This window comes from Streptomyces sp. TAA204 (assembly GCF_000424965.1).
The window spans coordinates 31,844-56,958 of sequence record NZ_AUKW01000010.1 but is presented as its reverse complement, the minus strand read 5'-3'; the positions used below and the strand labels follow the sequence as shown (position 1 = coordinate 56,958).

General features: G+C 70.0%; 17 protein-coding genes and 1 pseudogene. 10 read left to right on the top strand and 8 right to left on the bottom strand.

Annotated features, from left to right (window positions below; all coding sequences use genetic code 11):
- Nucleotides 1-86: 86 nt before the first annotated feature.
- A complete protein-coding gene (locus H343_RS0116600) occupies nucleotides 87-1,049 on the top strand; it encodes a UbiA family prenyltransferase (protein WP_028432075.1) in 963 nt (320 codons plus the stop codon).
- Nucleotides 1,050-1,121: 72 nt separating this feature from the next.
- Here H343_RS0116600 and H343_RS0116595 read toward each other — a convergent pair whose 3' ends face one another.
- The 5 genes from H343_RS0116595 to ispH form a co-directional block, all read right to left on the bottom strand.
- Nucleotides 1,122-3,497 (bottom strand): LuxR C-terminal-related transcriptional regulator, encoded by a 2,376-nt coding sequence (locus H343_RS0116595; protein ID WP_078505754.1) that lies wholly within the window; start codon nucleotides 3,495-3,497, stop codon nucleotides 1,122-1,124.
- Nucleotides 3,498-4,107: 610 nt separating this feature from the next.
- Nucleotides 4,108-5,283 (bottom strand): flavodoxin-dependent (E)-4-hydroxy-3-methylbut-2-enyl-diphosphate synthase, encoded by a 1,176-nt coding sequence (ispG, locus tag H343_RS0116585; RefSeq protein WP_028432072.1) that lies wholly within the window; start codon nucleotides 5,281-5,283, stop codon nucleotides 4,108-4,110.
- Nucleotides 5,280-7,124 (bottom strand): 1-deoxy-D-xylulose-5-phosphate synthase, encoded by a 1,845-nt coding sequence (locus H343_RS0116580; protein ID WP_028432071.1) that lies wholly within the window; start codon nucleotides 7,122-7,124, stop codon nucleotides 5,280-5,282. Before H343_RS0116580 ends, ispG begins: the two co-directional genes overlap by 4 nt.
- Nucleotides 7,125-7,206: 82 nt before the next feature.
- Nucleotides 7,207-8,244 carry a polyprenyl synthetase family protein gene (locus H343_RS0116575; RefSeq protein WP_028432070.1) on the bottom strand — a complete coding sequence of 346 codons (1,038 nt, stop codon included), beginning with the start codon at nucleotides 8,242-8,244 and terminating at the stop codon, nucleotides 7,207-7,209.
- Nucleotides 8,245-8,274: 30 nt separating this feature from the next.
- The gene (gene ispH, locus H343_RS0116570) at nucleotides 8,275-9,225 is read right to left on the bottom strand and encodes a 4-hydroxy-3-methylbut-2-enyl diphosphate reductase (protein ID WP_028432069.1); all 951 of its coding nucleotides are present in this window, start codon (nucleotides 9,223-9,225) and stop codon (nucleotides 8,275-8,277) included.
- Between the two features lie 361 nt (nucleotides 9,226-9,586).
- On the opposite strand from ispH, the pseudogene H343_RS31030 reads away from it, so the two are divergent.
- The 7 genes and pseudogenes from H343_RS31030 to H343_RS35955 all read left to right on the top strand — a co-directional run bounded on the left by H343_RS31030 (nucleotide 9,587) and on the right by H343_RS35955 (nucleotide 16,613).
- Nucleotides 9,587-10,800 (top strand): annotated as a pseudogene (locus H343_RS31030) (IS701 family transposase).
- A 106-nt stretch (nucleotides 10,801-10,906) separates the two neighbouring features.
- On the top strand, nucleotides 10,907-12,112 hold the full coding sequence (locus H343_RS0116555; RefSeq protein ID WP_486586925.1) for a 3-deoxy-7-phosphoheptulonate synthase: 1,206 nt from the start codon (nucleotides 10,907-10,909) through the stop codon (nucleotides 12,110-12,112).
- A 55-nt stretch (nucleotides 12,113-12,167) separates the two neighbouring features.
- Complete coding sequence (locus tag H343_RS0116550; protein ID WP_028432067.1) at nucleotides 12,168-12,941, top strand: 2,3-dihydro-2,3-dihydroxybenzoate dehydrogenase; 774 nt, start codon at nucleotides 12,168-12,170, stop codon at nucleotides 12,939-12,941.
- Nucleotides 12,942-12,989: 48 nt separating this feature from the next.
- Complete coding sequence (locus H343_RS0116545) at nucleotides 12,990-13,673, top strand: isochorismatase family protein (RefSeq protein WP_028432066.1); 684 nt, start codon at nucleotides 12,990-12,992, stop codon at nucleotides 13,671-13,673.
- Between the two features lie 23 nt (nucleotides 13,674-13,696).
- A complete protein-coding gene (locus H343_RS31025; RefSeq protein WP_078505752.1) occupies nucleotides 13,697-15,670 on the top strand; it encodes an anthranilate synthase family protein in 1,974 nt (657 codons plus the stop codon).
- A 77-nt stretch (nucleotides 15,671-15,747) separates the two neighbouring features.
- Nucleotides 15,748-16,263 (top strand): VOC family protein, encoded by a 516-nt coding sequence (locus H343_RS0116535; RefSeq protein ID WP_028432065.1) that lies wholly within the window; start codon nucleotides 15,748-15,750, stop codon nucleotides 16,261-16,263.
- A gap of 122 nt (nucleotides 16,264-16,385) precedes the next feature.
- Nucleotides 16,386-16,613: a DUF397 domain-containing protein gene (locus H343_RS35955; protein WP_028432064.1), complete on the top strand. Its 228-nt coding sequence runs from the start codon at nucleotides 16,386-16,388 to the stop codon at nucleotides 16,611-16,613.
- Here the strand turns inward: H343_RS35955 and H343_RS31020 are convergent.
- A complete protein-coding gene (locus tag H343_RS31020; RefSeq protein WP_051265378.1) occupies nucleotides 16,606-18,915 on the bottom strand; it encodes an ATP-binding domain-containing protein in 2,310 nt (769 codons plus the stop codon). The two genes, H343_RS35955 and H343_RS31020, sit on opposite strands and share 8 nt — an antisense overlap.
- Before the next feature lie 263 nt (nucleotides 18,916-19,178).
- Between H343_RS31020 and H343_RS0116520 the strand changes: the two genes are divergently transcribed.
- Complete coding sequence (locus H343_RS0116520) at nucleotides 19,179-19,676, top strand: hypothetical protein (RefSeq protein ID WP_028432063.1); 498 nt, start codon at nucleotides 19,179-19,181, stop codon at nucleotides 19,674-19,676.
- Nucleotides 19,677-19,750: 74 nt separating this feature from the next.
- Here the strand turns inward: H343_RS0116520 and H343_RS31015 are convergent, their stop codons facing one another.
- Both H343_RS31015 and H343_RS0116510 read right to left on the bottom strand, forming a co-directional pair.
- Nucleotides 19,751-21,763, bottom strand: coding sequence for an N-acetylmuramoyl-L-alanine amidase (locus H343_RS31015; protein ID WP_051265376.1), 2,013 nt, complete (start codon nucleotides 21,761-21,763; stop codon nucleotides 19,751-19,753).
- A 332-nt stretch (nucleotides 21,764-22,095) separates the two neighbouring features.
- Nucleotides 22,096-23,256 (bottom strand): aminoglycoside phosphotransferase family protein, encoded by a 1,161-nt coding sequence (locus H343_RS0116510; RefSeq protein ID WP_028432062.1) that lies wholly within the window; start codon nucleotides 23,254-23,256, stop codon nucleotides 22,096-22,098.
- 235 nt (nucleotides 23,257-23,491) lie between these two features.
- Here H343_RS0116510 and H343_RS0116505 point away from each other — a divergent pair, with 235 nt between their 5' ends.
- Nucleotides 23,492-24,991 carry a DNA-binding protein NsdB gene (locus H343_RS0116505; protein ID WP_028432061.1) on the top strand — a complete coding sequence of 500 codons (1,500 nt, stop codon included), beginning with the start codon at nucleotides 23,492-23,494 and terminating at the stop codon, nucleotides 24,989-24,991.
- Nucleotides 24,992-25,115: the final 124 nt, after the last annotated feature.

Below are 25,115 nucleotides of genomic sequence, written 5' to 3'. Positions count from 1 at the left end.
TCGGCGGGGCGCGCGAACGTCGTGGAGACGCGCGGGAGCGGCCCGCGGACCGATCCGAAGCAGCTCACAATTGTAAGGACATCTTTATGGCAGCCAGTACTGACGTTTCGCCGGGGCCGGGGATTCTGCGGAAGGTGGGCCTTTTCGCCCGGCTGGTCAAGTTCCAGTTCGTACTGGACTTCTTCCTTGCCCTGGTCATCGTCTGGACCGCGCTGGATTCCGATACCCGGTTCGACGGCCACGTCCTGCTGACGTTTCTGCTTTTCGCGCTGGGGAAGGCGGGCGTCCTCTTCGCGGTCATGACACTGGACGATGTCACGGGCACCAAGGACGGCAGCGACAGCGCGAATTACCTCTCCGAGGACAGGACGGAACTTCGTCCCTTGAAGCGCAAACCGTTGCTGACCGGGGAACTGACGGTGCGCCAGGCACAGATGTTCGGACACTTCAGCTGGGCCTGGGGCGCGCTGTGGTGGACCGTGGCGACCCTGCAGGCCCCGCACACCCCCACCTGGGCGATTGTCGTGGCCACGGCACTCCTCCTCTTCAGCGTGCAGTACTCGTGGGGCCTCAAACTCAGCTACGTCGGCCTCGGTGAAGTGCTCCTGCTATTCTCCGCGTCTGCGTTCGTGCTCGCTCCGTACGGAATCACCGCGGGGGACCTGCCGCCCCACATCCTCGTGGAGGCGCTGTTGTTCGGCTTCGGGCAGCTGCTCATAGCCGGCTACTCCAACACCAACGACGCGAACGGCGACGGGGCCGTAGGCCGGCGCACCGTTGCCGTGCTGGCCTCCGAACGCGGCAACACGGTCTTCCTCGGCCTGCTGACGGCCCTCAACCTCCTGGTTGTCCTCCTCCCGTCGGCGCTGGGGTGGATGCCCTGGTGGTTCGCCCTGGTCATGGCGCCGTTCCTGGTGGTGCGGCTCCGGCAGTACGGCTCGTACCTGCGCAACGGCCATGCCCTGCTGGCCCGCAGCCGCGGTGTGATCGCCTTCCGCAGCACCGTCGTGTGCGTTGTGGTTTTCAACGTGATCCAGTTCGTCCTGTGAGGAAGGCAGCCCGCACACGGCGGCACCCCCGGGGAACGGCCCGTCACCCGGGGGTGCCGCCGTGTGCGGGCGCTATTCCGCGGCGCTTCCCACCGCGTCCTCGGCTCTTCTGGCCATCCAGCTGGCCACCTGCACACGCGAGGAGCACGCCAACTTCCGCATGATCTTGCGTAAGTGGTTGACCGCGGTCCATTCGGCGATGCCGAGCCGACGCGCTATCTCACGGTTGGTCAGGCCGCTGGCCACCAGCTCCGCGACCTCCAGCTCCCGTGGAGTCAGCGGCTGCCGGGAACCCTCGCAGGCGCCGGAAAGACCCGCGCACTCCAGCGGGGTGAGCGCAGCCGTGATGGCCACATCGGGTTCCATCCTGGCTCCGACGGCGGCGAGCTCCCCGGCCTCTTGGTCGCCGAGCCGCACCCGTGCGTTGGCCGAGACGCTCTCGACCTCCATCTTCTCGGACACGGGTGCGACGAACCCCGTCGCGGTACGTATCGCTGCCGCCGTACCGAAGGCCTTCGCCGCCCGGCGCCAGCTCTCCGTGGGGCGGCTGCGGCTGCGGGTCAGCATGACCGCGAACTTCTCCAGCGCCGTTGCACACGCCGGCAGGTGACCCAGCTCGGCCACCTGCAGCATGGCGGACTGGTACAGCTCGATGGCGGTGTCCTGGTCGCCCATGCCGAAGGCGATGTCCGCCCGGACGATGTCCGTGAGGGCGATGTTGCGGGTGTCCCGCATCCGTTGGAAGATCGCCAGAGCGTCCTCGGCGACCGTCCGGGCGGAGTGGAGGTCGCCCGAGGCACGGTGACACTCGGCGAGGTTGCGCATCGCCTCACCGTGCTCGACGACGTCGTCGAGCCAGGCGACCGTCACGCACTCCTCGAAACGCCGCTCGGCCTCCGAAAGATCACCCCTGTGGAAGGCGATGCGGCCAGACAGCCGCAGGCAGCCGGAGATGCCGGCGGCGTCACCGGACTCCCGGTAGGTGGTGCGGGCCTTGGCCAGCCACTCCTCGGCGGCCGACAGTTCTCCGGTGCACAGCAGGAGTTCGGCGAGTACCCGTTCGGCGCGGGCGGTGACCTCCTGATCGGCTCTCGGCGCGGCGAGGCCCTTGCGCAGCCAGCGGATGCCTTCCCGTGCACTTCCGCGGGCTTGCCAGTAGAGGCGGAGCGAAGAGGAGATGCGCGATACGCCGGCACCGTCTCCGCCGTCTGCGAAGCAGCACAGTGCGGCGGCGATGTCGAGATGCCAGTGCTCGAACTGCCGGAGCCAGTGCGCCTGTTCCGGACCGAGCAGAGCGGATTCGGCCGAGTCGGTCATGGAGAGGAAATAGCGGGCATGGTCAGAACGGATACTCTCGGAATCCCCGACCTCTCCGAGCCGCTCCAGGAGATATTGCCGGGTCAGGCCCATCATCGTGATGATGATGTCCCCGTCGGGGCATTCCCTGGTGCGGAGAAGGCTCTTGTCCACCAGTCTTTCCAGTAATTGCTGTGTTTCGGCCGCCGAGTCCGGAGACACCCCCACGGCGGCGGCCGCGTCGAATTCCCTCCCGAACATCGCGAGCCGTCCCAGGAACTCTTTCTCCCTGGCACTCAGTCCGGTCAGGCTGCGCTCGATCGCCGGACGCATCCCACGGTGCCGGGAGAGCGTGTCGAATTCTGTCCCGGAGAGGCTCTTCAGGTCCTTGTCCAGTTCGGCGAGCAGCCGCTGCGGGGACAGCAGCTTCATCCGGGCTGCGGCGAATTCGATGGCCAGGGGCAACCCGTCGGTACGGATGCACAGCCGCGTCACCGTGTCGAGGTTCTCATTGGTCAAGGCGAAATTCGGACGAACCATCCGCGTCCGTTGGACGAACAGGCGCACCGATGGGATCTGACCCGTGGTCGCCAGGTCCTCGGGATGCTCGGGGTCGGGCAGGGCCAGCGGGTCCAGCCTCAGCAGGACCTCGCCGTACACCCCGAGCCGTTCCGGGCCTGTGACCAGTACGGACAGGCGTGGGCAGTCCTTCACCAGAGCGGCGACGAGCGGGGCGAGCTCCTCCCGCAGCTGGTCGCAGCCGTCCAGGACGAGCAGGAACCGCTGATCGCGCAGCCTTTGGGCCAGCCTGTCACCGGAAGGCGATGAGTCGCTGCCGGCCTCGGCCGCCAGTGCCCCGGCGATCGATCCGGCCAGATCCTCCTCCACGGGGATCTCGTGGAGATCGAGAAGTCGGCCGCCATGCTCGAATTCCTGCAGGACTTCGTCACAGGCCTCGGACACGAGGCGGCTCTTGCCTACTCCGACGGGGCCGGTGACTGTGAGGATACGCGTATCCGGAGAGAGGAGCAGTCGACGAATCTCGGCCGTCTCCGGACCCCGGCCGACAATTCCGGACGAGGCAATGTCGACGTCATTCTCCTCATCGACGCCTAGCTTTTCAGCCGGAGCTTGCTGTCGGGGTGACGACATGAACAGTCCCTTCGATGGCTATAGATACCGACGCTCCACAGTGCTGGTTGTGGGAGCAACCACCGATTTCTCTGGACTGTATTGTCACAGCCAACTCTGGCATGGCCCCCGTAATAATGGATCATGTCCTCCTCTCAGAGCCTCCTGGCAACACGGTTACGGTACCTCGACACCGTAGGCGCAGGCACCCCTGCACATGAACGAACGGATCAACGGAGTGTTCGGCCGCATCCGTGATGCAGGGCCGTGAGAGGTCCACACATTTGATACGCCGCCTGCAGGTGACCCAGTACTTGAGGAGTGAACTGCAGGCCGGTCCAACCACATTCGGCATCTTCCCGGACGCAGGGTCGACTCACACCAGGAAAAGACAGGCAAAAGGCCCCGAAATTGGACTCGTCCGGGCGCGGCGGAGCGCAGGGGGAATGGCTGGTGCCAGGAATGCTCAGGAGGTGAGGAAAGTGGGCTTCTCGGGCCGTGGGTTGTGTGTTGTGGCGTTCCGTCCGTATCCGCAGCGGCGCGGCGGGCCGATGGGCGGGGACGGCACACGCTTGCGGCCCGCTCCCGGAGGGGAACGGGCCGCGGCTCTCCGACGCTCTGTGAGGCGGGGTCAGCCGGACGACTCCGGCGTCACGACCACCGCGCCGGGTTCACCTTCGAGGGGGCCCTCCCGCTCCTCCGCCACGCGCATTGCCTCCTCCACCAGAGTCTCGACGATCTTCGACTCGGGGACGGTCTTGATGACCTCGCCCTTGACGAAGATCTGCCCCTTGCCGTTGCCGGAGGCGACTCCGAGATCGGCCTCGCGGGCCTCGCCGGGGCCGTTGACGACGCAGCCCATGACGGCCACCCGCAGCGGCACAGGGAAGCCTTCGAGTGCCGCGCTCACCTTCTCGGCCAGCGTGTGCACATCGACCTGCGCCCTGCCGCAGGACGGGCAGGAGACGATGTCCAGCCCGCGCTCGCGCAGTCCGAGGGACTCCAGGATCTGATTGCCGACCTTGACCTCCTCGACCGGGGGCGAGGAGAGCGAGACGCGGATGGTGTCGCCGATCCCCTCGGCCAGCAGCGCGCCGAAGGCCACGGAGGACTTGATGGTGCCCTGGAAGGCGGGTCCGGCCTCGGTGACGCCCAGGTGCAGCGGGTAGTCGCACTGCGCGGCCAGCTGCCGGTATGCGGCGATCATCACGACCGGGTCGTTGTGCTTGACCGAGATCTTGATGTCACGGAAGCCGTGCTCCTCGAACAGGGAGCACTCCCACAGCGCCGACTCCACCAGCGCCTCGGGAGTGACTCGCCCGTGCTTCTCCAGCAGCCGCTTGTCCAGCGAGCCCGCGTTGACCCCAATACGGATCGGGATCCCCGCGTTGGCGGCCTCCTTGGCGATGTCGCCCACCCGGTCGTCGAACTTCTTGATGTTGCCCGGGTTCACACGCACCGCCGCGCAGCCCGCGTCGATGGCGGCGAAGACGTACTTCGGCTGGAAGTGGATGTCCGCAATCACGGGGATCCCGGACTTCTTCGCGATGGCCGGCAGCGCCTCGGCGTCGTCGGCCGAGGGTACCGCCACCCGCACGATCTGGCATCCCGACGCGGTCAGTTCGGCGATCTGCTGCAGCGTGGCGTTCACGTCGGCCGTCAGGGTCGTCGTCATCGACTGCACCGAGACGGGCGCGTCGCCGCCCACCGGGACAGCGCCCACCATGATCTGACGCGTCGTGCGCCGCGGGGCGACCTTGAGCGGCTCCTCCCGGAGCGTCGGAATCCCCAGTGCCGTGGTCGTCAACGCGACTCCTTCCCTATGCCCTGCTCCATGAGACGGAGCATCTCCTGACCGAGACCGTCCTCGTCGGCGCCGTTCTGAGTGGCCACCGCTCCGCTGATCTCCTCCACCACGGTCCGTGCGATGTCCTGGGCGGTCAGCCCGCACCCGGAGAGAACCTCACTCCGGCTGCCGTGGTCGAGGAACCGCCGGGGAATGCCGAACTCACGCAGCGGTGTGTCCACACCGGCGTCGCGGAGGTACTGTGCGAAGTTCGAACCCACCCCGCCCGTACGGCTGTTGTCCTCGACGGTGATCACCAGCCGGTGCCGGCGCGCCATGTCGCCCAGTGCCGGGTTGACGGGGGTCACCCAGCGCGGGTCGACCACCGTCGCGCCGATCCCCTCGGCGCGGACGACCTCGGCGACGCTCAGCGCCACGCCGGCCAGCGCCCCCACCGAGATGACCAGGACGTCCAGCGGCCCGGCGCGGTGCAGGACGTCCACGCCCGCGAACGTGGCCTTGGCAGGCAGGTCCTCACCCGTGGCGCCCTTCGGGAAGCGCACCAGCGTGGGGCTCTCCTCCCAGCTCACGGCCTCGGCGAGCAGTTCGGCCAGCCGGGCCCCGTCGCGCGGCGCCGCGATCCGCAGCCCGGGCACCACCTGCAGCACCGACATGTCCCACATGCCGTTGTGGCTGGGGCCGTCGTCCCCGGTCACCCCGGAGCGGTCCAGTACGAAGGTGACCGCCCGGCGGTGCAGCGCCACATCCATCAGTAGCTGGTCGAAGGCCCGGTTGACGAACGTCGAGTAGATCGCCACAACGGGGTGCACCTCGCCGATCGACAGTCCCGCGGCCATGGTCACCGCGTGCTGTTCCGCTATCCCGACGTCGATGACGCGGTCAGGGAAGCGCTCCTTCATGGGGAGCAGCCCCGTCGGCTCCAGCATCGCGGCCGTGATCGCCACCACGTCGGGCCTCTCCTCGGCGATCCGGACGATCTCGCTGCCGAACACGGAGGTGAAGGAAGGACCGGAGGAGCGGCCGAGCGAGGCTCCGGTGACCGGGTCCATGGGCTTGATGGCGTGCCCGCGGTCCAGTTCGTTGTTCTCCGTGTGCGGGAAGCCGCGCCCCTTCTCGGTGACCACGTGGACCACGACGGGGCCGCCTGTCCGGCGGGCGCGGCGCAGCGCCTCCTGCACGGCGGCCACGTCGTGACCGTCGGTGGGGCCCAGATAGGACAGCCCCAGCTGCTCGAACAGACCGGGGCCGGGATGGCCCTCTCGCAGTCTGCCCAAATGGTCGGCGAAGCCGCCCTGTGTGGGTGCGTACGAGCGCTGGTTGTCGTTGAGCACGACGATCAGACGGCGGTCGGGGCCGCCGGCGATGTTGTTCAGCGCCTCCCATGCCATGCCGCCGGTCATCGCACCGTCGCCGATCACGGCGACCACCGAGCGGTCCCTGCCGTGATGGGCGTTGGCGCGCGCCAGCCCGTCGGCGTAGGACAGAGCGGTGGAGGCGTGGGAGTTCTCGACCAGGTCGTGCTCGGATTCGGCGACGCTCGGGTAGCCGGAGACACCTCCGCTCTGCCGGAGCCTGTCGAAGCCGGCTGTTCGGCCGGTGAGGATCTTGTGGACGTAGGACTGGTGTCCGGTGTCCCACAAAAGCCTGTCCTCGGGTGAGGAGAACACGCTGTGCAGCGCGATCGTCAGCTCCACCACGCCCAGGTTGGGGCCGAGATGCCCTCCGGAGCCGGTCACCTTCTCGATCAGGAACTCCCGGATCTCACCTGCGAGCTTGTCCAGTTCGGCCGTGCTCAGCTCCCGCAGCCGCTCGGGGCCCTGGACGGTCTCCAGCAGGGACATCGCCCTCACCCGCCCCGTCGTGAGCTGGCCCTGGGCGGAAGCGCCGCCCGAGCGTGGTATGTGTACAGCATCCTGCTTCTCCTCACCGGTTCCGGTAGGCGACTTCGTGGGCCATCTCGATGAGTTCGCCGCGCCAGGCCGCGTCGAGCCGCGCCGTCGCGACAGCTTGCCGGGCCTGTTCGACGAGAGCGGTGATGCGCTGCTCGATCCGCTCCCGGTGCTCGCCCAGCAGGTCGAGGAGTTCGGCGGTCTCCCATGCGCTCGTCGAGATCAGCTTGCGTACGCGTTCGTCGCGCTGCGCCGCCTCGGCGAGCAGCAGCGTCATCTTGTGCTGCTCCAGGTCCAGCCCCACCGGCTTGCCGGCGGCACTGCTGTCGCCGAAGACGCCGATGAGGTCGTCGCGCAGCTGGAAGGCCTCCCCGAGCGCTTCGCCGTACTCCTCGAACGCCGGGGCGAGGTCGTGGCGTTCGGCGAGGGCGGCGCCCAGCAGCAGAGGCCGGTGGATGCTGTAGCGGCCCGACTTGCATATCGCGATCCAGCGGGAGAGCTCCGGCTCGGTCACGCTCTCTGCCGCCACAGCGAGATCCAGATACTGGCCGATCTGGATCTCGGTGAGCATCTCCGTCCAGATGTCCCGAGCAGTGCGGGGCATCCCGCCTGTCAGCCGGTCGGCGTAGATGTTGGCGAGGACGCCGGAGAGGATGGCCACACCCTCGCCGTACCGGCGGGGTTCGCCACGCCAGCCGCGCCTCACGTGCTCGGCGGCGTACCGCGTGTGCACCGCCGGGCTGCCGCGCCGCAGTTCGGAGGCGTCCAGCACGTCGTCGTGGATGAGCGCGCCGGTGTGGATCAGCTCCACCGCAGCCGCGCAGTCCACGACCGTCGGGCCGGCGGCGTCACCGCCGGCGGCGAGGTAGCCGGTCACACAGAAGGCGGGACGCAGCCGCTTCCCGCCCGCACCGACGAGACTCGCCACGGCGTCGACGGGGACGGTGCCACGGTCGTTCACCTCCGCCCACCGCTGCCGCTCGTCCGCCAGAAGGTCGCCGAGCCGCCGCTCGACCCGCTCGATCACCTCCAGACGGGTCCGCCGTGCGTCGGAGACCGGGGGACTCTCCATCTCCACCCTCCTTCATCTTCCGTGTCCGGATCAGCCTGCGTGCGCTGTGTCGGTAAGCCGTGCCGGCGGGTGGAAGACAACGTCCTCCTGTGCGACCTGCTCGATCTCCACATCGGAGAATCCGAATTCGGCGAGCCGCTCCAGAAGTTGCTCGACCAGAATCTCCGGTGCGCTCGCGCCCGCGCTCACTCCGACCGTGTGCACTCCCTCGAGCCAGCTCTCGTCGAATTCCGTGACGTCCGGGACGAGATGGGCGGGGGTGCCGAGACGGCGGGAGACCTCCACCATGCGGAGGGAATTACTGGAATTCCGTGAACCGACCACGAGGACCAGGTCGCTGCGCGGTACCACTGCCTTCACGGCGTCCTGACGGTTCTGGCTCGCATAACAGATGTCATCGGTTCCGGGGCCGCGCAGATCGGTGAACCGCCGGCGGAGGACCTCGATGATGTCCTTCGTCTCGTCCACCGAGAGCGTCGTCTGGGTCAGGTAGGCCACGGGCGCGTCGGCGGGCAGGTCCAGAGCCTCGGCGTCCTCCGCGGTCTCGATGATCACGGTGCGGTCCGGCGCGTGACCGTAGGTCCCCTCGACCTCCTCGTGCCCCTCGTGCCCCACCAGCAGCAGTGTTCGCTCCTCACGGGCGAAGCGCCTCGCCTCCTGGTGCACTTTGGAGACCAGCGGGCAGGTCGCGTCGATCACGTCGAGTCGGCGCACCTCCGCGTTGCGGCGGACCTCCGGTGCGACGCCGTGCGCGGAGAACACGCACACGGCACCCTCGGGCACGTCCTCCTCGGAATCGACGAACCGCGCGCCGCGGCGTTCCAGGAGCCTTACGACGTAGTGGTTGTGCACGATCTCCTTGCGCACGTACACAGGGGCGCCGTAACGCTCCAGGGCCAGCTCGATAATCGAAATGGCCCGTCGTACTCCCGCGCAGAAACTACGGGGTTCCGCGAGAAGAACTTTCTTTGTGAGCGCCATCTTCGCTCCGCTTCTCAAAGCATTGGATTCAGTGCCGCCGGGGTGGCAGGTCTGGTCGTCTTGCCCTTGATCGCCGGTACGTCGACTTTGCTGTCCGTGCTGCTTCGCGGTCAACTCCCCAATTGCCTGCCGACACGAAGTAGTCATGTGCAGTGACAGGCCCAACCGCTGAACCTTGCCATCGGGTTGTTATTCAAAATTCTGGAGCCCCCGATTTCTAATGTGGAATGCGGCGGAAGATCGCCGCCGTAGCAGAACGTCTGCTGAGCGTCGCCCTGCAGTGGCACCTGACCGGAGGACTCATATGAGCACTGTCAGCCAGCCGTTGACCGCTGATGCGTCGGTACTGCCGGCGGCGACGCTGTCCGTCTCCCGAGTCGGTCCGGCGGGAAAGGTGCAGGAGCCCTACCCCGCCGCGGTGGACGCCGGCGACCTCGAGGTCGTGCTCAACGAGCTGTGCACCCCGCTCTTCCGTTCCCTGCGCCGTAGCGACCAGCGCAGGCGGGGCATGGACTACATACGGGGACTTCTCTCGACCAGGGGCCGCAAGTCGATACGGAACATGGCGGCGCTGCTCGGCGGCAGCGGTACCGGGCAGAGCCTCCACCATTTCATCTGCAGCTCCACATGGGACTGGACGCCGGTGCGGCAGGCGATGGCCTTGCACATGACCGCCACCGCTCCGCCGCAGGCCTGGGTCGCACGGCCGATGACCATCCCCAAGGTCGGGGAGCACTCCGTCGGCGTCAGCAGGTACTTCTCACGCGCCGAGGGTCAGGCGCTCAACGCGCAGCGAGCGATCGGCGTCTGGGGCGTCTCGGAGGGGATGAGTGTCCCGCTCAACTGGCGGTTGCACCTGCCGCAGACATGGATCAAGGACGGTCTCCGCCGCAACCAGGCGTCCATCCCCTGCGAGGTCGAGCCCGAGACGCTCAGCGACTGCGTTCTGACCGCCTGCCGGGAGATGCTGACGGACTGGAAGGTGCCCGCGCGTCCGGTCGTCGTCGACATCGCGGAGGCGGACCCGCTGGCCACGGCGGCCGGTCTGCACGCGGACGGCATTCCCTCCGTCGTCAGGGTCCCCGACGAGGTGCTTCTCGCCGTGACCGATCCTGCGCTGACGGGCCACGGTTCGCACAAGCTGCCCGCGGCGGAGATCATGCGTGCGGCCAGGAACACGCGCCGTCCCGTCCTGTGGCGGGAGCCCGGGCCCTGCCCCCGGCGCCGCACGAGCCTGATCACTGCCGTGCGGGTCCGCGTGCCCGGAACACAGCCGGGCGCGCAGCGGGACGCGGGCGGCTTCCTGCTGGTCGGTCTGGGGGGAGTGACCAGCGTCGGCCGTCCGAACTGTGGCTGACGGACCTGCCGCGGTCCCAGAGCGCGGCCGTCCCGCACCTGAGCAGCATCTCCCGCCGCGTGGACCGAGACTTCGACGAGATCACCTCGCAGGTCGGCATCCGCGACTACGTGGGCCGCTCCTACAGCGGCTGGCACCGCCACGTCACGCTCGCCTCGGCTGCGCACACGGTGGCCGTCCTCACGGCGGCGGGCCGGCAGCGGCATCACGCTTCCTGAGCGCCGGGGGAGTCAGTGGTTCCCGTCCGGGGCCGGCGGGCGGCACCGGCCCCGGTGGTGTCGGCGGCGGAAGAGGCAGAGGCAGGGCGGGTCGCCGGCGCGGCTCGTGTTCGCCGTTATCCCCGACGTGGAGGAGTCAGTGGTCAACGATCTGCTGGACATCCGATCGAGAACGGCATTTCAGCAGCCCGACTGGGGCGGCGATCCACTGCTTGAGACGGTCCGTGACGAACTGGCGCGGCAGGCACCCCTCGTGCGGGCCGAAGAGGTGCACAGCCTGCGCTCGCATCTCGCGCAGGTGGCCTCCGGCGCGGCCCACCTGGTGTGGGCGGGTGACTGTGCCGAGGACCCCGCTGAATGCACCACCGACTGTGTCGCCAGGAAGGCAGGCATGCTCGACGTGCTCGCCGGCACCCTGAAGATGGTCACGCACACACCCGTCCTGCGCATCGGCCGGATCGCGGGCCAGTTCACCAAGCCCAGGTCCTCGCCGGCCGAGCGGATCGGCAAGCTCCAACTGCCCGTCTACCGCGGGCACATGGTCAACAGCCCGGAGCCCGACCTGGCGCTGCGCAGGCCGGACCCCACTCGCATCCTGGACGGGTATCGCGCGGCCGCCGCGGCCATGACGCAGCTTGGATGGCGCAGTTGCGGCCCTGCGGCGCAGATCGACACGCACGTGTGGACCAGTCACGAGGCGCTGCTCCTCGATTACGAGGTCCCGATGCTGCGGCGGACCTCGCGGGGCGAGCTGCTGCTCAGCTCGACGCACCTGCCGTGGATCGGGGAACGGACTCGGCAGATCGACGGTGCCCACGTCGCGCTTCTCGCCGGCGTGGTCAACCCGGTGGCATGCAAGATCGGCCCCGGAATCGGCACCGGTGAGCTTCTCGCGCTGTGCGAGCGTCTGGACCCCGGCAGGGAGCCGGGCAGGCTCTGCCTCATCGCGCGTATGGGCGCCGGTCCTGTGTCCGGACGCCTGCCCGCGCTGGTCGCTGCCGTACGCTCCGCCGGCCACCCCGTCATCTGGCTCAGCGATCCCATGCACGGCAACACGGTCGTCACCCGGGCCGGGCTGAAGACCCGCTTCGTGGAGAGCATCGTCGAGGAGATCCAGCACTTTCAGACGGCGGTGCGCTCCGCGGGCGGAGTGGCGGGCGGACCGCACCTGGAGACGACACCGGACGCGGTCACCGAATGCGTGACCAACGAGTTCTTCGCCGACCAGGTCGCCGAGAAGTACACGAGCCTGTGCGATCCGCGGCTCAACCCGGAACAGGCGGTGTCGGTGGTGGCCTCTTGGCTGGGCTGACTCCCACGAAGGGGAAGCGCGCCGTCGGACGTTCATGAGGGGAAGGGGTTGCGGGATGAAGGACAGGATCGCGCTGGTGACAGGCGCGGCGGGGGGCATCGGCGCCGCGGTGGCCGGAGTGCTGAGCGAACTGGGAGTGACGGTGGCCGCCGTGGACCGTGACGCCGACAGGCTGCGCGAGACCACGGAGAAGTTGTCCGCCGACGGGCTCCCGGTGCTGGCCTTCCCCGCGGACGTCACCTCCGGGGCGGAGGTCACCTCCGTCGTGAATGCGGTGGAGGAGCAACTGGGGCCTGTGGACCACCTGGTCAACGCGGCGGGAGTGCTGCGGCTCGGCAGCGTGGGCGAACTGGCCGAGAGTGACTGGCGGGCGACCTTCGACGTCAACGCCACCGGGACCTTCCTGATGTCTCAGGCCGTCGTGGGGAGGATGACAAGACGCGAGCGGGGTGCGGTGGTCACCGTCGCCTCCAACGCCGCGGGCACGGCAAGGATGGAGATGGCCGCGTACGCCGCGTCCAAAGCGGCTGCGGCCATGTTCACCAAGTGCCTCGGCCTGGAGGCCGCGCGGCACGGCATCCGGTGCAACGTGGTGGCTCCCGGCTCGACGGACACACCGATGCTCCGCTCCATGTGGCACGACGAGACCGGCCCGCAGAAGACTCTGGAGGGCTCACCCGCCGCCTACCGGCTCGGCATCCCGCTCAAGAGGATCGCCGCCCCGCGCGATGTGGCGGACGCCGTCGTCTTCCTGCTCTCGGACCGGTCCGCACACATCACCATGCACACCCTCACGGTCGACGGCGGCGCCACGCTCGGCACCTCCTGAAGCCGCTCCGCACGGCCACCGGCACAGCGAATCCAGCAGAGGTGGGACATGCCAGGCATCCCCGAGATCAAGCCCTACTCACTGCCGTCGGCGGGCGACCTGCCGGGGAACACGGCGAGCTGGGCGCCCGACCGTGCCCGCGCGGTGCTGCTCGTCCACGACATGCAGAGGTACTTCCTGCGTCCGCTCCCGGCCGACGGGCTGCGCCGGGAAGTCGTGGCAAACGCAGCTCGGCTGCGCGAGCGCTGCCGAGCTGCGGGCATACCCGTCTGCTACACCGCGCAGCCCGGCGGCATGAGCGACGAACAGCGCGGCCTGCTCAAGGACTTCTGGGGCTCCGGCATGCGGGTGGACCCCGAGGACCGCCGGGTCGTGGACGAACTGGCCCCTGGGCCGGACGACTGGATGTTCACCAAGTGGCGCTACAGCGCGTTCTTCCGCTCGGGACTGCTGGAGAAGATGCGCGAGAGAGGCCGGGACCAGCTCATCGTCTGCGGCGTCTACGCCCATGTCGGTGTGCTGATGACGGCGGTCGAGGCATTCACCAACGACATCCGCACGTTCCTGGCCGCCGACGCCGTGGCGGACTTCTCCGAGGCGTACCACTGGATGGCGCTGGAGTACGCGGCACAGCGCTGCGCGGTGGTGGCGGTGACCGCAGACCTGACCAGAGCGCTCGGTGACACTCCGCGATCCCCGTCCGCCGCGTGCGGGGAGAGAGCCGCAACGTGACAGCAACCGAGAAGGAGCCCCCCATGGCATCCGGCCCGCTTGATTCGGTGCTGGCGCTGCGACCGCCGGCCTTCGCCCTGCTGCACCGTCCGGAGAGCACGGGCGCGATGCTGGAGGTGTTGATCGGCGAGGTTTCCAACCCGGCAGCCCTCGGCGAGCTCCCACTCCCCGAGGACGCCGGGGAGACGGACGGACCGTGTCACGACGTCCTGGCGATCGTGCCCTACCGCCACCTCGCCGAGCGCGGATTCACCTGCGTCGACGACGGCTCCCCCCTGATCGCCATGACGGTCACGCAGCAGGAGACGGTGCCGCTGGCCCGTGCGCTGGAGCGCATCCCCGACGTCGCCACCAGGCTGAAGGGCGAACGCTTCGACCTGGACGACGAGACATACGCCGAGATGGTGCGCGGCGTCGTCCGCGACGAGATCGGCAACGGCGAAGGCTCCAACTTCGTCCTCAAGCGTTCCTTCACCGCCGAGATCACCGACTACAGCCTGCACACGGCGCTGGCCTTCTTCCGCCGGCTGGTGCAGCGCGAGTCCGGTGCCTACTGGACGTTCCTCGTGCACACCGGGGACCGTACGTTCGTCGGCGCCACCCCCGAGCGGCACATCAGCCTCGCCGAGGGAACCGCCGTGATGAACCCCGTCAGCGGCACCTACCGGTACCCGCCCTCCGGGCCGAGCCTGCCGGAGGTGCTGGACTTCCTCGCCGACCGCAAGGAGACCGACGAGCTCTACATGGTCGTCGACGAAGAGCTGAAGATGATGACGCGGATCTGCGACACCGACGTCAAAGTCCTGGGGCCCTATTTGAAGGAGATGGCGCGGCTGGCGCACACGGGCTACTTCATCGAGGGCAGCAGCGAGAGGGATCCGCGCGAGATCCTGCGCGAGACGCTCTTCGCGCCCACAGTCACCGGCAGCCCTCTGGAGAACGCCTGCCGGGTGATAAAGAAGTACGAACCGGAGGGCCGCGGGTACTACAGCGGCGTCATCGCGCTGATGGGTCGTGACGGCTGCGGCCGGCGGTCCCTCGACTCGGGCATCCTCATCCGCACCGCCGACATCGACAGCGCGGGCCGGGTGCGCATCGGCGTGGGCGCGACGCTCGTACGCCACTCGGCGCCGGAGTCCGAGGTTGCCGAGACCTGGGCCAAGGTCGCGGGTCTGCGCAGTGCGCTGTCGACCGGCGGCTCGGCCTCCCTCAGCACGCACCCGCGCGTACGCGCCGCGCTCGAACAGCGCAACGCCACCGTCTCGGGTTTCTGGCGGGCGGAGGGGTGCGGCGCCGTCGCGCCGTGGTCGGACCGGTCACTGCCCGGGCGCCGCGTCCTCGTCGTCGACGCCGAGGACACCTTCACCTCGATGCTCGAGCACCAACTGCGTTCCCTGGGGCTGTCGGTGGACCTCCAGCGCTACGACGGCCCTTACACCTTCGGGGGACACGACCTGGTCGTACTCGGTCCGGGACCGGGTGACCCCGGCGACCGAGGGCATCCCAAGATCGCCCATCTCAGGTCGGCGGTGCGCACGCTCCTCGCCGAGCGGCGCCCGTTCCTCGCCGTGTGTCTGAGCCATCAGGTCCTCAGCCTCGAGCTCGGGCTTGCCGTCGCCCGCAGGGAAGTGCCCAACCAGGGGGTCCAGCGCCGGATCGACCTCTTCGGAGCCACCGAGGACGTGGGCTTCTACAACTCCTTCGCCGCGAACAGCCGCGCCGCCGAGTTCAACCGTGACGACCTGGGGACCGTCAGGGTCAGCCGGGACCCGGAGACGGGCGAGGTGCACGCGCTGCTCGGGCCCGGTTTCGCTTCGCTCCAGTTCCACGCCGAGTCGCTCCTCACCCGCAACGGGGTGAGCATCGTGGGCCGGCTGCTGACGACGCTGCTGCGCGGAGAGACCGTTCCGCCGTGGCCGGCGCAGGAGGAGAGCGCGGCCGGCCCGTCCGTCCGGTCGGCCAGAGCGCCGTTCGAGGTGCACACCGTCCTGCGATGACGGTTTTCGCCCCGGGGCCACTCGCACCCGTAGAGTGTTTGGTTGAAGACCAAATCACTTCTGCAGGAAGGTCCGCGATGGCTCAGCCCGAGGGAGAGGCGTTGGAAGAACTGCGCAGCCGCCGCGAGGCGCTGCGGGCCCGTTATCTGCGCGGCGGTTCCGGGCATCCGGCCACCACTGCCCGCGGAGTGCACCATGTCGCGTTCATCTGCCGGGACGTGGAGGAGACCATCCTCTTCTACCAGGAACTGCTCGGCTTTCCGCTCGTCGAGGTCGTCGAGAACCGCGACTACCGGGGCTCGACCCACTTCTTCTTCGACATCGGCAACGGCAACCTGCTCGGGTTCTTCGACTTCCCCGGCCATGAACACCCGCCGTTCGCCGAGACCGTGGGCGGCGTACAGCACCTCGCGCTGTCCATGGGGCAGGACGCGCACGCGGCGGCGCGCGGCGCCCTCGACGAAGCAGGCATCGAGTACGCCGGCCCGGACCGCGGCGTCGAGGAGAGCCTCTACCTCCGGGACCCCAACGGCGTGCCCGTCGAGCTGTACTGCGAGGAACTGGGGATCTTCGACGGCCGCAAGATCGTCTGACTGACCGGACCGGCCGGATTGTGCCGCCGGGCCGGCGGCACAATCCTCACTCAGAGGCCTGTCCGGCAGCCGCCACCGATGGATACGCTGACTGCCGGACGAGATTCTCGGGAGGACCGCACGTGGCTGAGCGCACCACCAGTACGGCGACCAGGCCGGACCTCGACCTGACCAATGCCCGCTGGCAGTCGGGCACACAGGCCATGGGGGGTGTGGAGATCGCCTTCGTCGAGGGCTACATCGCGATGCGCAACGGGCGTACACCCGAGATCCCCGCCGTCATCTTCTCGCCGGGCGAGTGGAACGCCTTCGTGCTCGGTGCGCGCAACGGCAGATTCGACCTCACCTGACGGCACGGCCGGCGGACACGGGCAGAGAAGGCAACTGCCTCAGGGGTTCCGGCAGTTCGCCCTCATGGACGACCGTCACACGGCGCGTGGCACGGGTGAGCGCCACATACAGGTCACCAGCACCCCTCGGCGACTGCCCGAGGATGCCCGCCGGATCAGCCAGCACCACCCGGTCGAACTCCAGCCCCTTGGCCTGCGCCACGCTCAGCACGGCGACCGGGGCGTCCAGCGCGGCCCGCCCGCCGCCTGATGCTGCACCGGGCAGAGCGTCGAGGAGTGCGGGCAGCACGCGGTCCGGTGCGACGACTGCCAGATTGCCGCCCCCTGCCGTGTCCGTCCCCGCCAGCTCACGGGTCACGACCGCGCTGACCTCGGCGACGAGTCCGCCTTCCCCGGCCCGCACTGCACACGGACGCTCGCCACCCTTGCGTACTGAGAAGGGGGGCCGGGCACCGGGCGACAGAGCGTCGAGGACGTTTGCTGCCGGCTCCATCACCTCAGCGGGAGTGCGGTAGTTGACCGTCAGTCGCTCCAGGCGCCAGCGGCCCCTCACATAGGGGTCGAGCATCCCCTCCCACGAATTCGCGCCCGCCGGGTTGCCTGTCTGGGCCACGTCGCCGACCAGCGTCATGGACCGGTTGGGCGAGCGCCGCATCACCATGCGCCAGGCCATCGCGGACAGTTCCTGTGCCTCGTCCACGATCACGTGTCCGTAGGCCCATCCGCGGTCGACTGCCGCCCGCTCAGCAGTGGTGCGTCCCGGCCCGCCGTCTCTGTGCGCGGCGGCCAGTTCACCGGCGTCCACCAGCCCCGAACCCTCCAGGCCGAGGATCTGCAGCACCTCGCGCGCGTACCGCTCCTCTGCGCTGAGCTCGGCCTGCGTGGCACGATCGCGGGCGCGTCGCACGGAGTCGTCCTCGCCGAGCAGTTCGGCCGCCTCGTCCAGCAGCGGAACATCGCCTTCCGTCCACTCCACCCGGGCATCCCGCCGCAGCGCCGCCTGCTCCGACTCCGCCAGCTCTTTCCCCGCTGCGGCCCGCAGGAAGGCGCTGTCGCTCAGCAGGTCTTCGACGAGGCCCTGCGGAGTCAGCAGCGGCCACAGTCCGTCGAGTGCCCGCACCACGCTTTCCTGTCGCCACAGCTCCGCCGGGCCGTGACGCATCTCCTCCTCGTCCAGCGGCCGTCCGGTCCGCTCGGCCCGTGCACGTACGAGAGCCGCGAGCATGTCGGTGACGAAGCGTTTGCGGGCCATGTTGTGCGGTGCCCCGAGGGCCTGGGCCCTCGTGCGGGCGAGGGCGCACGTCCCGCGGGGCAGCCGCACCCGGATGCCGTCCTCCTCGAGCGGAACGGTCAGGTCCCCCGCGGGGGCGCGCTGGTTCAGCCGCACCGCTTCGGCCAGGACCCGTGCCATGCGCGGGTCGCCTTTGACCACGGCCGCATCGGCAGGGTCCTGGGCGTCTGCGTGCACGCCCGGGAAGAGGCCGCCGAGGGTGGTGAGCACGACGTCGGTCTCACCCAGAGAGGGCAGGACCTGCCCGATGTAGCGCAGGAAGACCGCGTTGGGGCCGATGACGAGCACACCCCGGCGCGTGAGTGTCTCGCGGTGGGTGTAGAGCAGGTACGCGGCACGGTGCAGGGACGCCACGGTCTTCCCGGTCCCGGGGCCTCCCTGCACGACCAGGACGCCCGGCAGTCCCGAGCGGATCACGCGGTCCTGCTCGGCCTGGATGGTGGCGACCACGTCGGTCATCCGTCCCGTCCGAGAACGGCGCAGCGCCGCCATCAGCGCGGCTTCGCCGACCAGGGTGCCGGTGGGGCGGGGGCCCGTACCCTCCAGCACGCGGGGATCCAGAACGTCGTCGTCGATGCCGGTGAGGGTGCGTCCCCTCGAGTGCAGACGGCGGCGCAGCAGGACGTCTGCGGGCGCGGCGGGTGAGGCGGTGTAGAACGGCCGGGCCGCCGGCGCGCGCCAGTCGATCAGCAGCGGGTCGAGAGCGGCGCTGCGCAGACCGGTCCTGCCGACGTAGAGGGTCTCTCCGTCGGCCGTGTCGAGCCTGCCGAAACACAGCCCGCTCTCCACGGAGTTGAGCAGGGCCAGACGCCGGGAGTGCTCGTGTGCCAGCGCCTCCCGTTCGGTCATCGCCTGCCGGGTGCCCCCTTGCCGGCCCCTTGCCAGGACGTCCTCCAGCGCGGTCCGTGCGGAGTCGCGTTCCTCGTCCAGCCGGGCGTATAGCCGGTCGACGTGATCCTGTTCGTCCAGCAGGACGGAGACCGTATCGGCTTCCGGTTGACGCTCGTTCATCTTGCTGATACCATCCTCAAAGGTAGGTCTATGCAAGGAAGTTGACTTGCTGTGAACCGTAGAGCCTAACAGCTCCGGTCGGACAGGTCCCGCCTCTCCCTCATGCCGATGTCTTCTCCGCGATGCCGCCGTGCTCGACACGGCTGCTCAAGCTGAGCCGTCACCGGCGCCGAGTTCGTGCTCCTGCCGCGCGTTCTTGCGCCGGTCCGGGATGTGCGTACGCCCCGAAGGAGGCATCGCGGCGCGGGACGTACCATGTCCGCATGTCGTTCCTCCGCCGTCGCAGTGCGTCCGTCCCCGCAGGTCCGGACTTCGACGTCCTGGCCATGGACCCGACCGACTGGCCGGGCAACCTCGGGGCAGGGCTGCTGCCCGCCGAGGACGGCACCTGCCAGGGCGTCTTCCTCCGCTACGACCTCTTCGGCGGCCGCGGGCCCGCCATGATCATCGGCAATCTGCCCGAGGGCTCACCGGCCCGCGAGGTCACCGGCAGCCAGGTGCCCTTCGAAGTGGCCCAGTTGCTTTCCGCGCTGGAGAACGACGAGCAGGTGGAGGTCGTCGACGTCGAGGACGACCCGGTCATGCACGAGGACAACCTGCTGATCGTGCGCCGCGTGAAGTGCTCCGAGGAGCGCATCTCCTGCGTTCAGTTCGACCGGAGCGACGGTGTGCTCGTCACGATCGCGAGCTGGGACCGGCCCATCACCAACGATCTCTACGCGCTGCTGAAGCCGCTGCCCGCGGAGATGTTCCAGCACTGAGGACGAGGCCCGGAGGGGGGCGGGCGCATCCTTGCCGCCGCCCCCTCCGGGCCCGCTCACGCCGTCCCGTTCGCCTACGGGGCCGCGTCCACCACGCGCACGTCCTCCGCCTTCACGAAGGCCACCCGGTGCCCGAGCTGAATCTGGTGGTAGGTGAGGTCACCGCGCACCACTTCGGACTTCCGCGCCTGCGGGTCGAACTCCTTCGCGTACAGGTACTCGCCGCGCACCTTCGGGCCCGCCGCGTACGCCTGACCCGCCCCGATCGTGTACGGCAGCGGTGACAGCTCCTGGACGGGAATGTGCTCCGGGTAGGCCTCCTTCTCCGGGTAGGCACGTCCGTAGACCGGGATCTCGTCCTCGCCGTCCCGGGGCACGACCAGCTTGCCGCGCGCCGGTACGGCCGTGCGCCCGCCCGCGGGGTCGTGGAACCACGCCTTCTGCCCCAGGTACCACACGGCACTCCAGTCGCCCTCGCGGCCGGCCACCGCGTACTGCTGGCCGGTGCTCGCGCGCGCCCCGGTGTCGTTGACGCCGGTGGTGGACTCCCCGCCGCCGGGACGCAGCCCGATGTCCTTCACCAGGGGGGCGTCCTCGTCCGGCGCGGTGTGCAGCCGTACGGCACCCGAGCCGTGCGGTGCACAGGGCTCACCCGCCGTCTCGCACCCGGTGTAGACCGGCTGGTGCCGGGCGTAGTCGGGCCGGACGGTCACCAGCCGGCTGTCCGTGCCGCCCCCCGGCTTGAAAGGCTTGCCCAGCAGTGCGAAGTAGTGCTCCCAGTCGAAGTACGGGCCGGGATCGGTGTGCATACCGGGGATGTTGGCGGAGGTCACGCCCGGCACATTGTCGTGACCGAGGATGTGCTGCCGGTCCAGCGGGATGCCGTACCGGGCCGCCAGGTACCGCACCAGCCGCGCCGAGGAGCGGTACATCGCCTCCGTGTACCAGGCGTCGGGATCGGCGAGGAACCCCTCGTGCTCCAGTCCCACGGACTTGGCGTTGACGTACCAGTTCCCCGCATGCCAGGCCGCGTCCTTGCCCCGTACGTGCTGGGCGATGTGGCCGTCCGAGGAGCGCAGCGAGTAGTTCCAGGACACGTACGTCGGGTCCTGGACCAGGTCCAGGACGGTGTCCCACTCGCCCTCGGTGTCGTGCACGACGATGTAGTCGACGGAGGCCGAGGAGGGCCGGCGGGCCTTGTCGTGGTTGCCGTAGTTCGCCTCGCCTGTGTCGTCCGTGTACTCCTCGTAGGGCGCCGGGAGCCACTCGCAGGAAACGCCGCGCGGACACTCGGGCCGGGTCTTCCGCTCTCCGGGCCCGCCCTCCGCCCCGGCCCCGTCCTCCCGGGCGGACCCGCGTGCCTGCTCCGTGTCGGCACGCAGCGCGGGACGGGCTCCGAGCGTGACGCGCTGCCCGCTGTCCGTGGTGCGGCGCATGCCCGAACGCAGCACCTCGAACACGTCGTCTGCGAACGCCGTCCCCGTGGCGCGCTCCTCGCCGCCCGGGTACGCCGCCACGGCGCCGTACCAGTCGGCCGGGTCGGCGCTGAGCGGACGGCCCCGCTTCTTCTGCTCCGCGGCCAGCAGCGCCGCGCCGCCCCGCACGTTCGCGGCCGGGGACTCGCGCAGCTGCTTCCTCGGCAGCCCCGTCAGCTTCGCCGCACGCTCCGCGGTGCGCAGCCGCGCGGGCAGCTCTGCCGCGTCCGGCGCCTCTGGATGCGCCCCGGCGGTGCGGGCGGGCCGTGAGGTGTCACCGCGGGCGTCCTCCGAAGAGGAGTGGCCCACGTGCGGGGCCGCGCCGGCGAGTGCCGTACGGGCGTCGGTGAGATGCATCGGGCCGTAGCCGCCCGAGACGCTGGGCGCACCGCCGTGCGTGTCCCAGCGGGACTGCATGAAGGAGACTCCCAGCAGCACACTGCGGGGCACGCCGTACTGCTCCGCAGCGTCGGCGAAGTGTTCCTGGAGCGCGGAGGTGTCGCGCTGTTCGGCCGTCGCGTTCGGACCGGCGGAGACCAGCGGCAGCAACAGCGCCGTGGTGGCGGCGGCGACGCCGGCGGCCCGCAGCGCGGGGGAGCGCCGTACCCGCATGGTGCGGGCGTGCGGTGCTCCCGCGCGGCGTCTGAAGGGGTCGGGGAGGGAAGGGAGCGATCCGGGCAATGCGGCCTCCTGTGACGGGGCTTCCCGCACGCGGGGACGCGCGCGGGCAGGCCTCACGAGCAGCCTCAGAGGTACCCGGTCGGCGCCCGCCCGTCAATGACCGCTATGGCAGGGGAAGCAGCCCCCCTGCTGCTCTTCCGCGGCCCCCTGCGCGAGCAGAGCACGAGGCGTCAGGGCTGATGCGGCGGCGGCCTGCGGGGCGTCACCGGTCCAGACCGGTGACGCCCCGCGGACGCTTCGTCCGCAGCCGCCCGGCAGCGCCCCTAGCGGGTTCCCACGGCCGCCCGCACCGCACGGCGCGCCAGCCCGCAGTCGTCGTGGAGCCTGCGCAGCAGCAGCCGCTGTTCCTCCCCGGTGGCCATCACACCCGGCCGCTCCTGGCCCGCCGAGGGCGCGGGAGCGGGGTCGCGCATGGTGCGCTGGACGGCGTTCTCGTACATGCGGATCTCGCGTGTCAGCACGAGCATCAGGTTCACCAGGAACGAGTCCCGGGCGGCCGGGCCCTGCGCCTGCGCGAGCTGGCTGATCTGCCGTCGCGCTATCGGAGTGTCACCCAGGGCGGACCACAGCGTCGCCAGGTCGTAGCCGGGCAGGTACCAGCCCGCGTGCTCCCAGTCGACCAGTGCGGGCCCGGCGGGCGCGAGCAGCACGTTGGTGAGCAGCGCGTCCCCGTGGCAGAACTGCCACGGCGTGCCTCCCCCCGAGGCGTGCGCGATCCCGTGCAGCAGCTTCTGCAGATCACCCAGATCGCGGTCGGTGAGTAACCCCTGCTGGTGGAAGCGGCTGAGCCGGGCCGGGTAGTCGACCGGACGCTCGAAGACCCCGGGCGGAGGCTGCCAGAGGTTGACCTTGCACACGGCGCCCAGCGCGGCCCGCAGGTCCGAACGCGGAGGTGCGTCGAGAAGGTGGCGTCGCATCGCGGCCACCCGTCCCGGCATCCGCTCGATCACGAGTACGCACTCGTCCGGGTCGGCGGCCACCAGACGCGGCACCCGCACAGGCGGCCGGTGGCGTACGAACGAGCGGTAGGCAGCTATTTCGTGCTGGAACCGGTCGGTGAACTCGGAGGCCCGCTCCACCAGGCACTTGGCGACGACGGAGTTGCGTCCCGCCGTGCCCGCCACCAGCACGGAGCGGCCGACCCGGCGCAGCACCTGCACCGGGTGGAACTCCGGGCAGATCCGGTGGACCGAGGCGATCGCCGTGCGCAGCTGCGCACCCTGGGGGCCGGAGAGGTCCAGCCTCCCGGAGACGGGCTGGGAACGGGTCCCGCCCGCGAGACGCGGCCGGGGTGCGCCGCCGCCCAAGGAGGCCCCCCGCCCCCGCGCGGGGGGTGCGGAAGGAGCCGCCGGGGAGCCGCCCGCGGAGGGCGGGGCGCCGAGCGGCCGGAGAGGTGCCGACACGGAGGACGTCGCTGGATGCATGATGAGCAGGGTCCCTTCGTGCGCCGACGGGTTGCAGCGCCGCCGGCCCGCCCGGGGGTCGCGCACCCTGGGGAATGCGTGGCCGGACCGGACGGGGCCGGGGTGGCGCGTTCCTACAGGACACCCGGCGTCGGGTGGCACACCATCTGGCGGACCCTGGCGAACCCTGGCGAATGCTCGCAGGGCCCTTGAGCGGGGGTTACTGTCAACTAAGCCGAGAACCTGGGGGCTTGACGTGACCAAGGGACCCAACACCCGCCTCGCGGACCTGTTCGGCCTCGCCGGATGGTCCAAGGGCGAGCTCGCGAGACTCGTGAACCGGCAGTCGGCGGCCATGGGCCACGCACAGCTGGCGACCGACACCTCGCGGGTGCGGCGTTGGATCGACATGGGGGAGACCCCGCGCGATCCGGTGCCGAAGGTGCTGGCGGCTTTGTTCACCGAGCGACTCGGCCGTGTCGTGACCATCGAGGACCTCGGGTTCAGCAAGCCGGGACGGCCCGCCGGGCGGCGGCAGTCCGGACTGGACGGGCTGCCGTGGGCGCCCGAACGGACAGCCGAGGTCCTCACCGAATTCACGGGAATGGACCTCATGCTCAATCGACGCGGCTTGGTGGGTGCGGGCGCCGCGCTCACCGCAGGATCGGCACTCAGCAGTGCCATGTACGACTGGCTCCGTACCGAACCGGCCTCCGCGGGCGGCCTCTTCAGCCCCGTGCGCCACGTGGACCAGGCGGGCTTCGACCGCTACGACGCCGCTCCCGTCGGATCGCAGGAGATCGAGGCGCTGGAGCACTCGGTGGAGGTCTTCCGCGCCTGGGACGCCGCCCGCGGCGGCGGGCTGCAGCGCAAGGCCGTGGTCGGGCAGCTCAACGAGGTGGGCGGCATGCTCGCGTACGGCCATCCCGAGCGTCTGCAGCGGCGGTTGTGGGGTGTGGCGGCGAATCTCGCCGTGCTCGCCGGGTGGATGTCGCACGACGTGGGAATGGAACCCACGGCGCAGAAGTACTTCGTCATCGCTGCCCACGCCGCACGCGAGGGCGGGGACAGGCCGCGGGCCGGCGAGGCGCTCTCCCGCGCGGCGCGTCAGATGGTCCACCTGGGACGGCCCGACGACGCACTCGATCTGATGAAGCTGGCGCGGACCGGATCGGGCGAGACGCTGCCGCGTACGCGCGCGATGCTGCACACCATCGAGGCATGGGCGCAGGCGTCGATGGGACGCGGCCAGGCGATGCGCAGAACGCTCGGGGAGGCCGAGGAGCTGTTCGCCTCCGACAAGGGCGATGTACCGCCGCCCAGTTGGATGCAGATGTTCGACGAGGCAGACCTGCACGGCATGCAGGCGCTGGCGTTCCGCACGCTCGCCGATCACGAGCCGGCCGCTGCCCGGGCGGCGGAGAAGCACGCCACGCGTGCCCTGGAGCTGCGGGCCACGGAGCGGCAGAGGTCGAAGATCTTCGACTGGATCTCCCTGGCCTCGGCGTACTTCATCGCGGACGAGCCCGAACAGGCCGACCGCTACGCCCGGCTCGCCCTCGTCAGCATCGGGGAGAACTCCTCGCACCGAACGTGGGACCGGCTGCGTGAGATGTACCGGCTCACCGCCGAGTACGCCGGGCACGCCGTCGTGTCGGACCTGCGCGAGGAGATCCAGCAGGCGCTGCCCAGGAAGCCGAAGACGGCCCGGCCGGGACCGACCGCCCGGCTGCCCGGAGCGCCGCGCGCCATCTGAGCGGCCCCGGACGGGGCGGACCGCGGGCGCGCACGGTCCCGGTTCGGGCGGTGCCGGGCCGGGCTGTTCGGTTCGGGCGGGGCCGGGCCGTACGAGGCGGGCCGGCGCGCGGCGCGACCGGTAC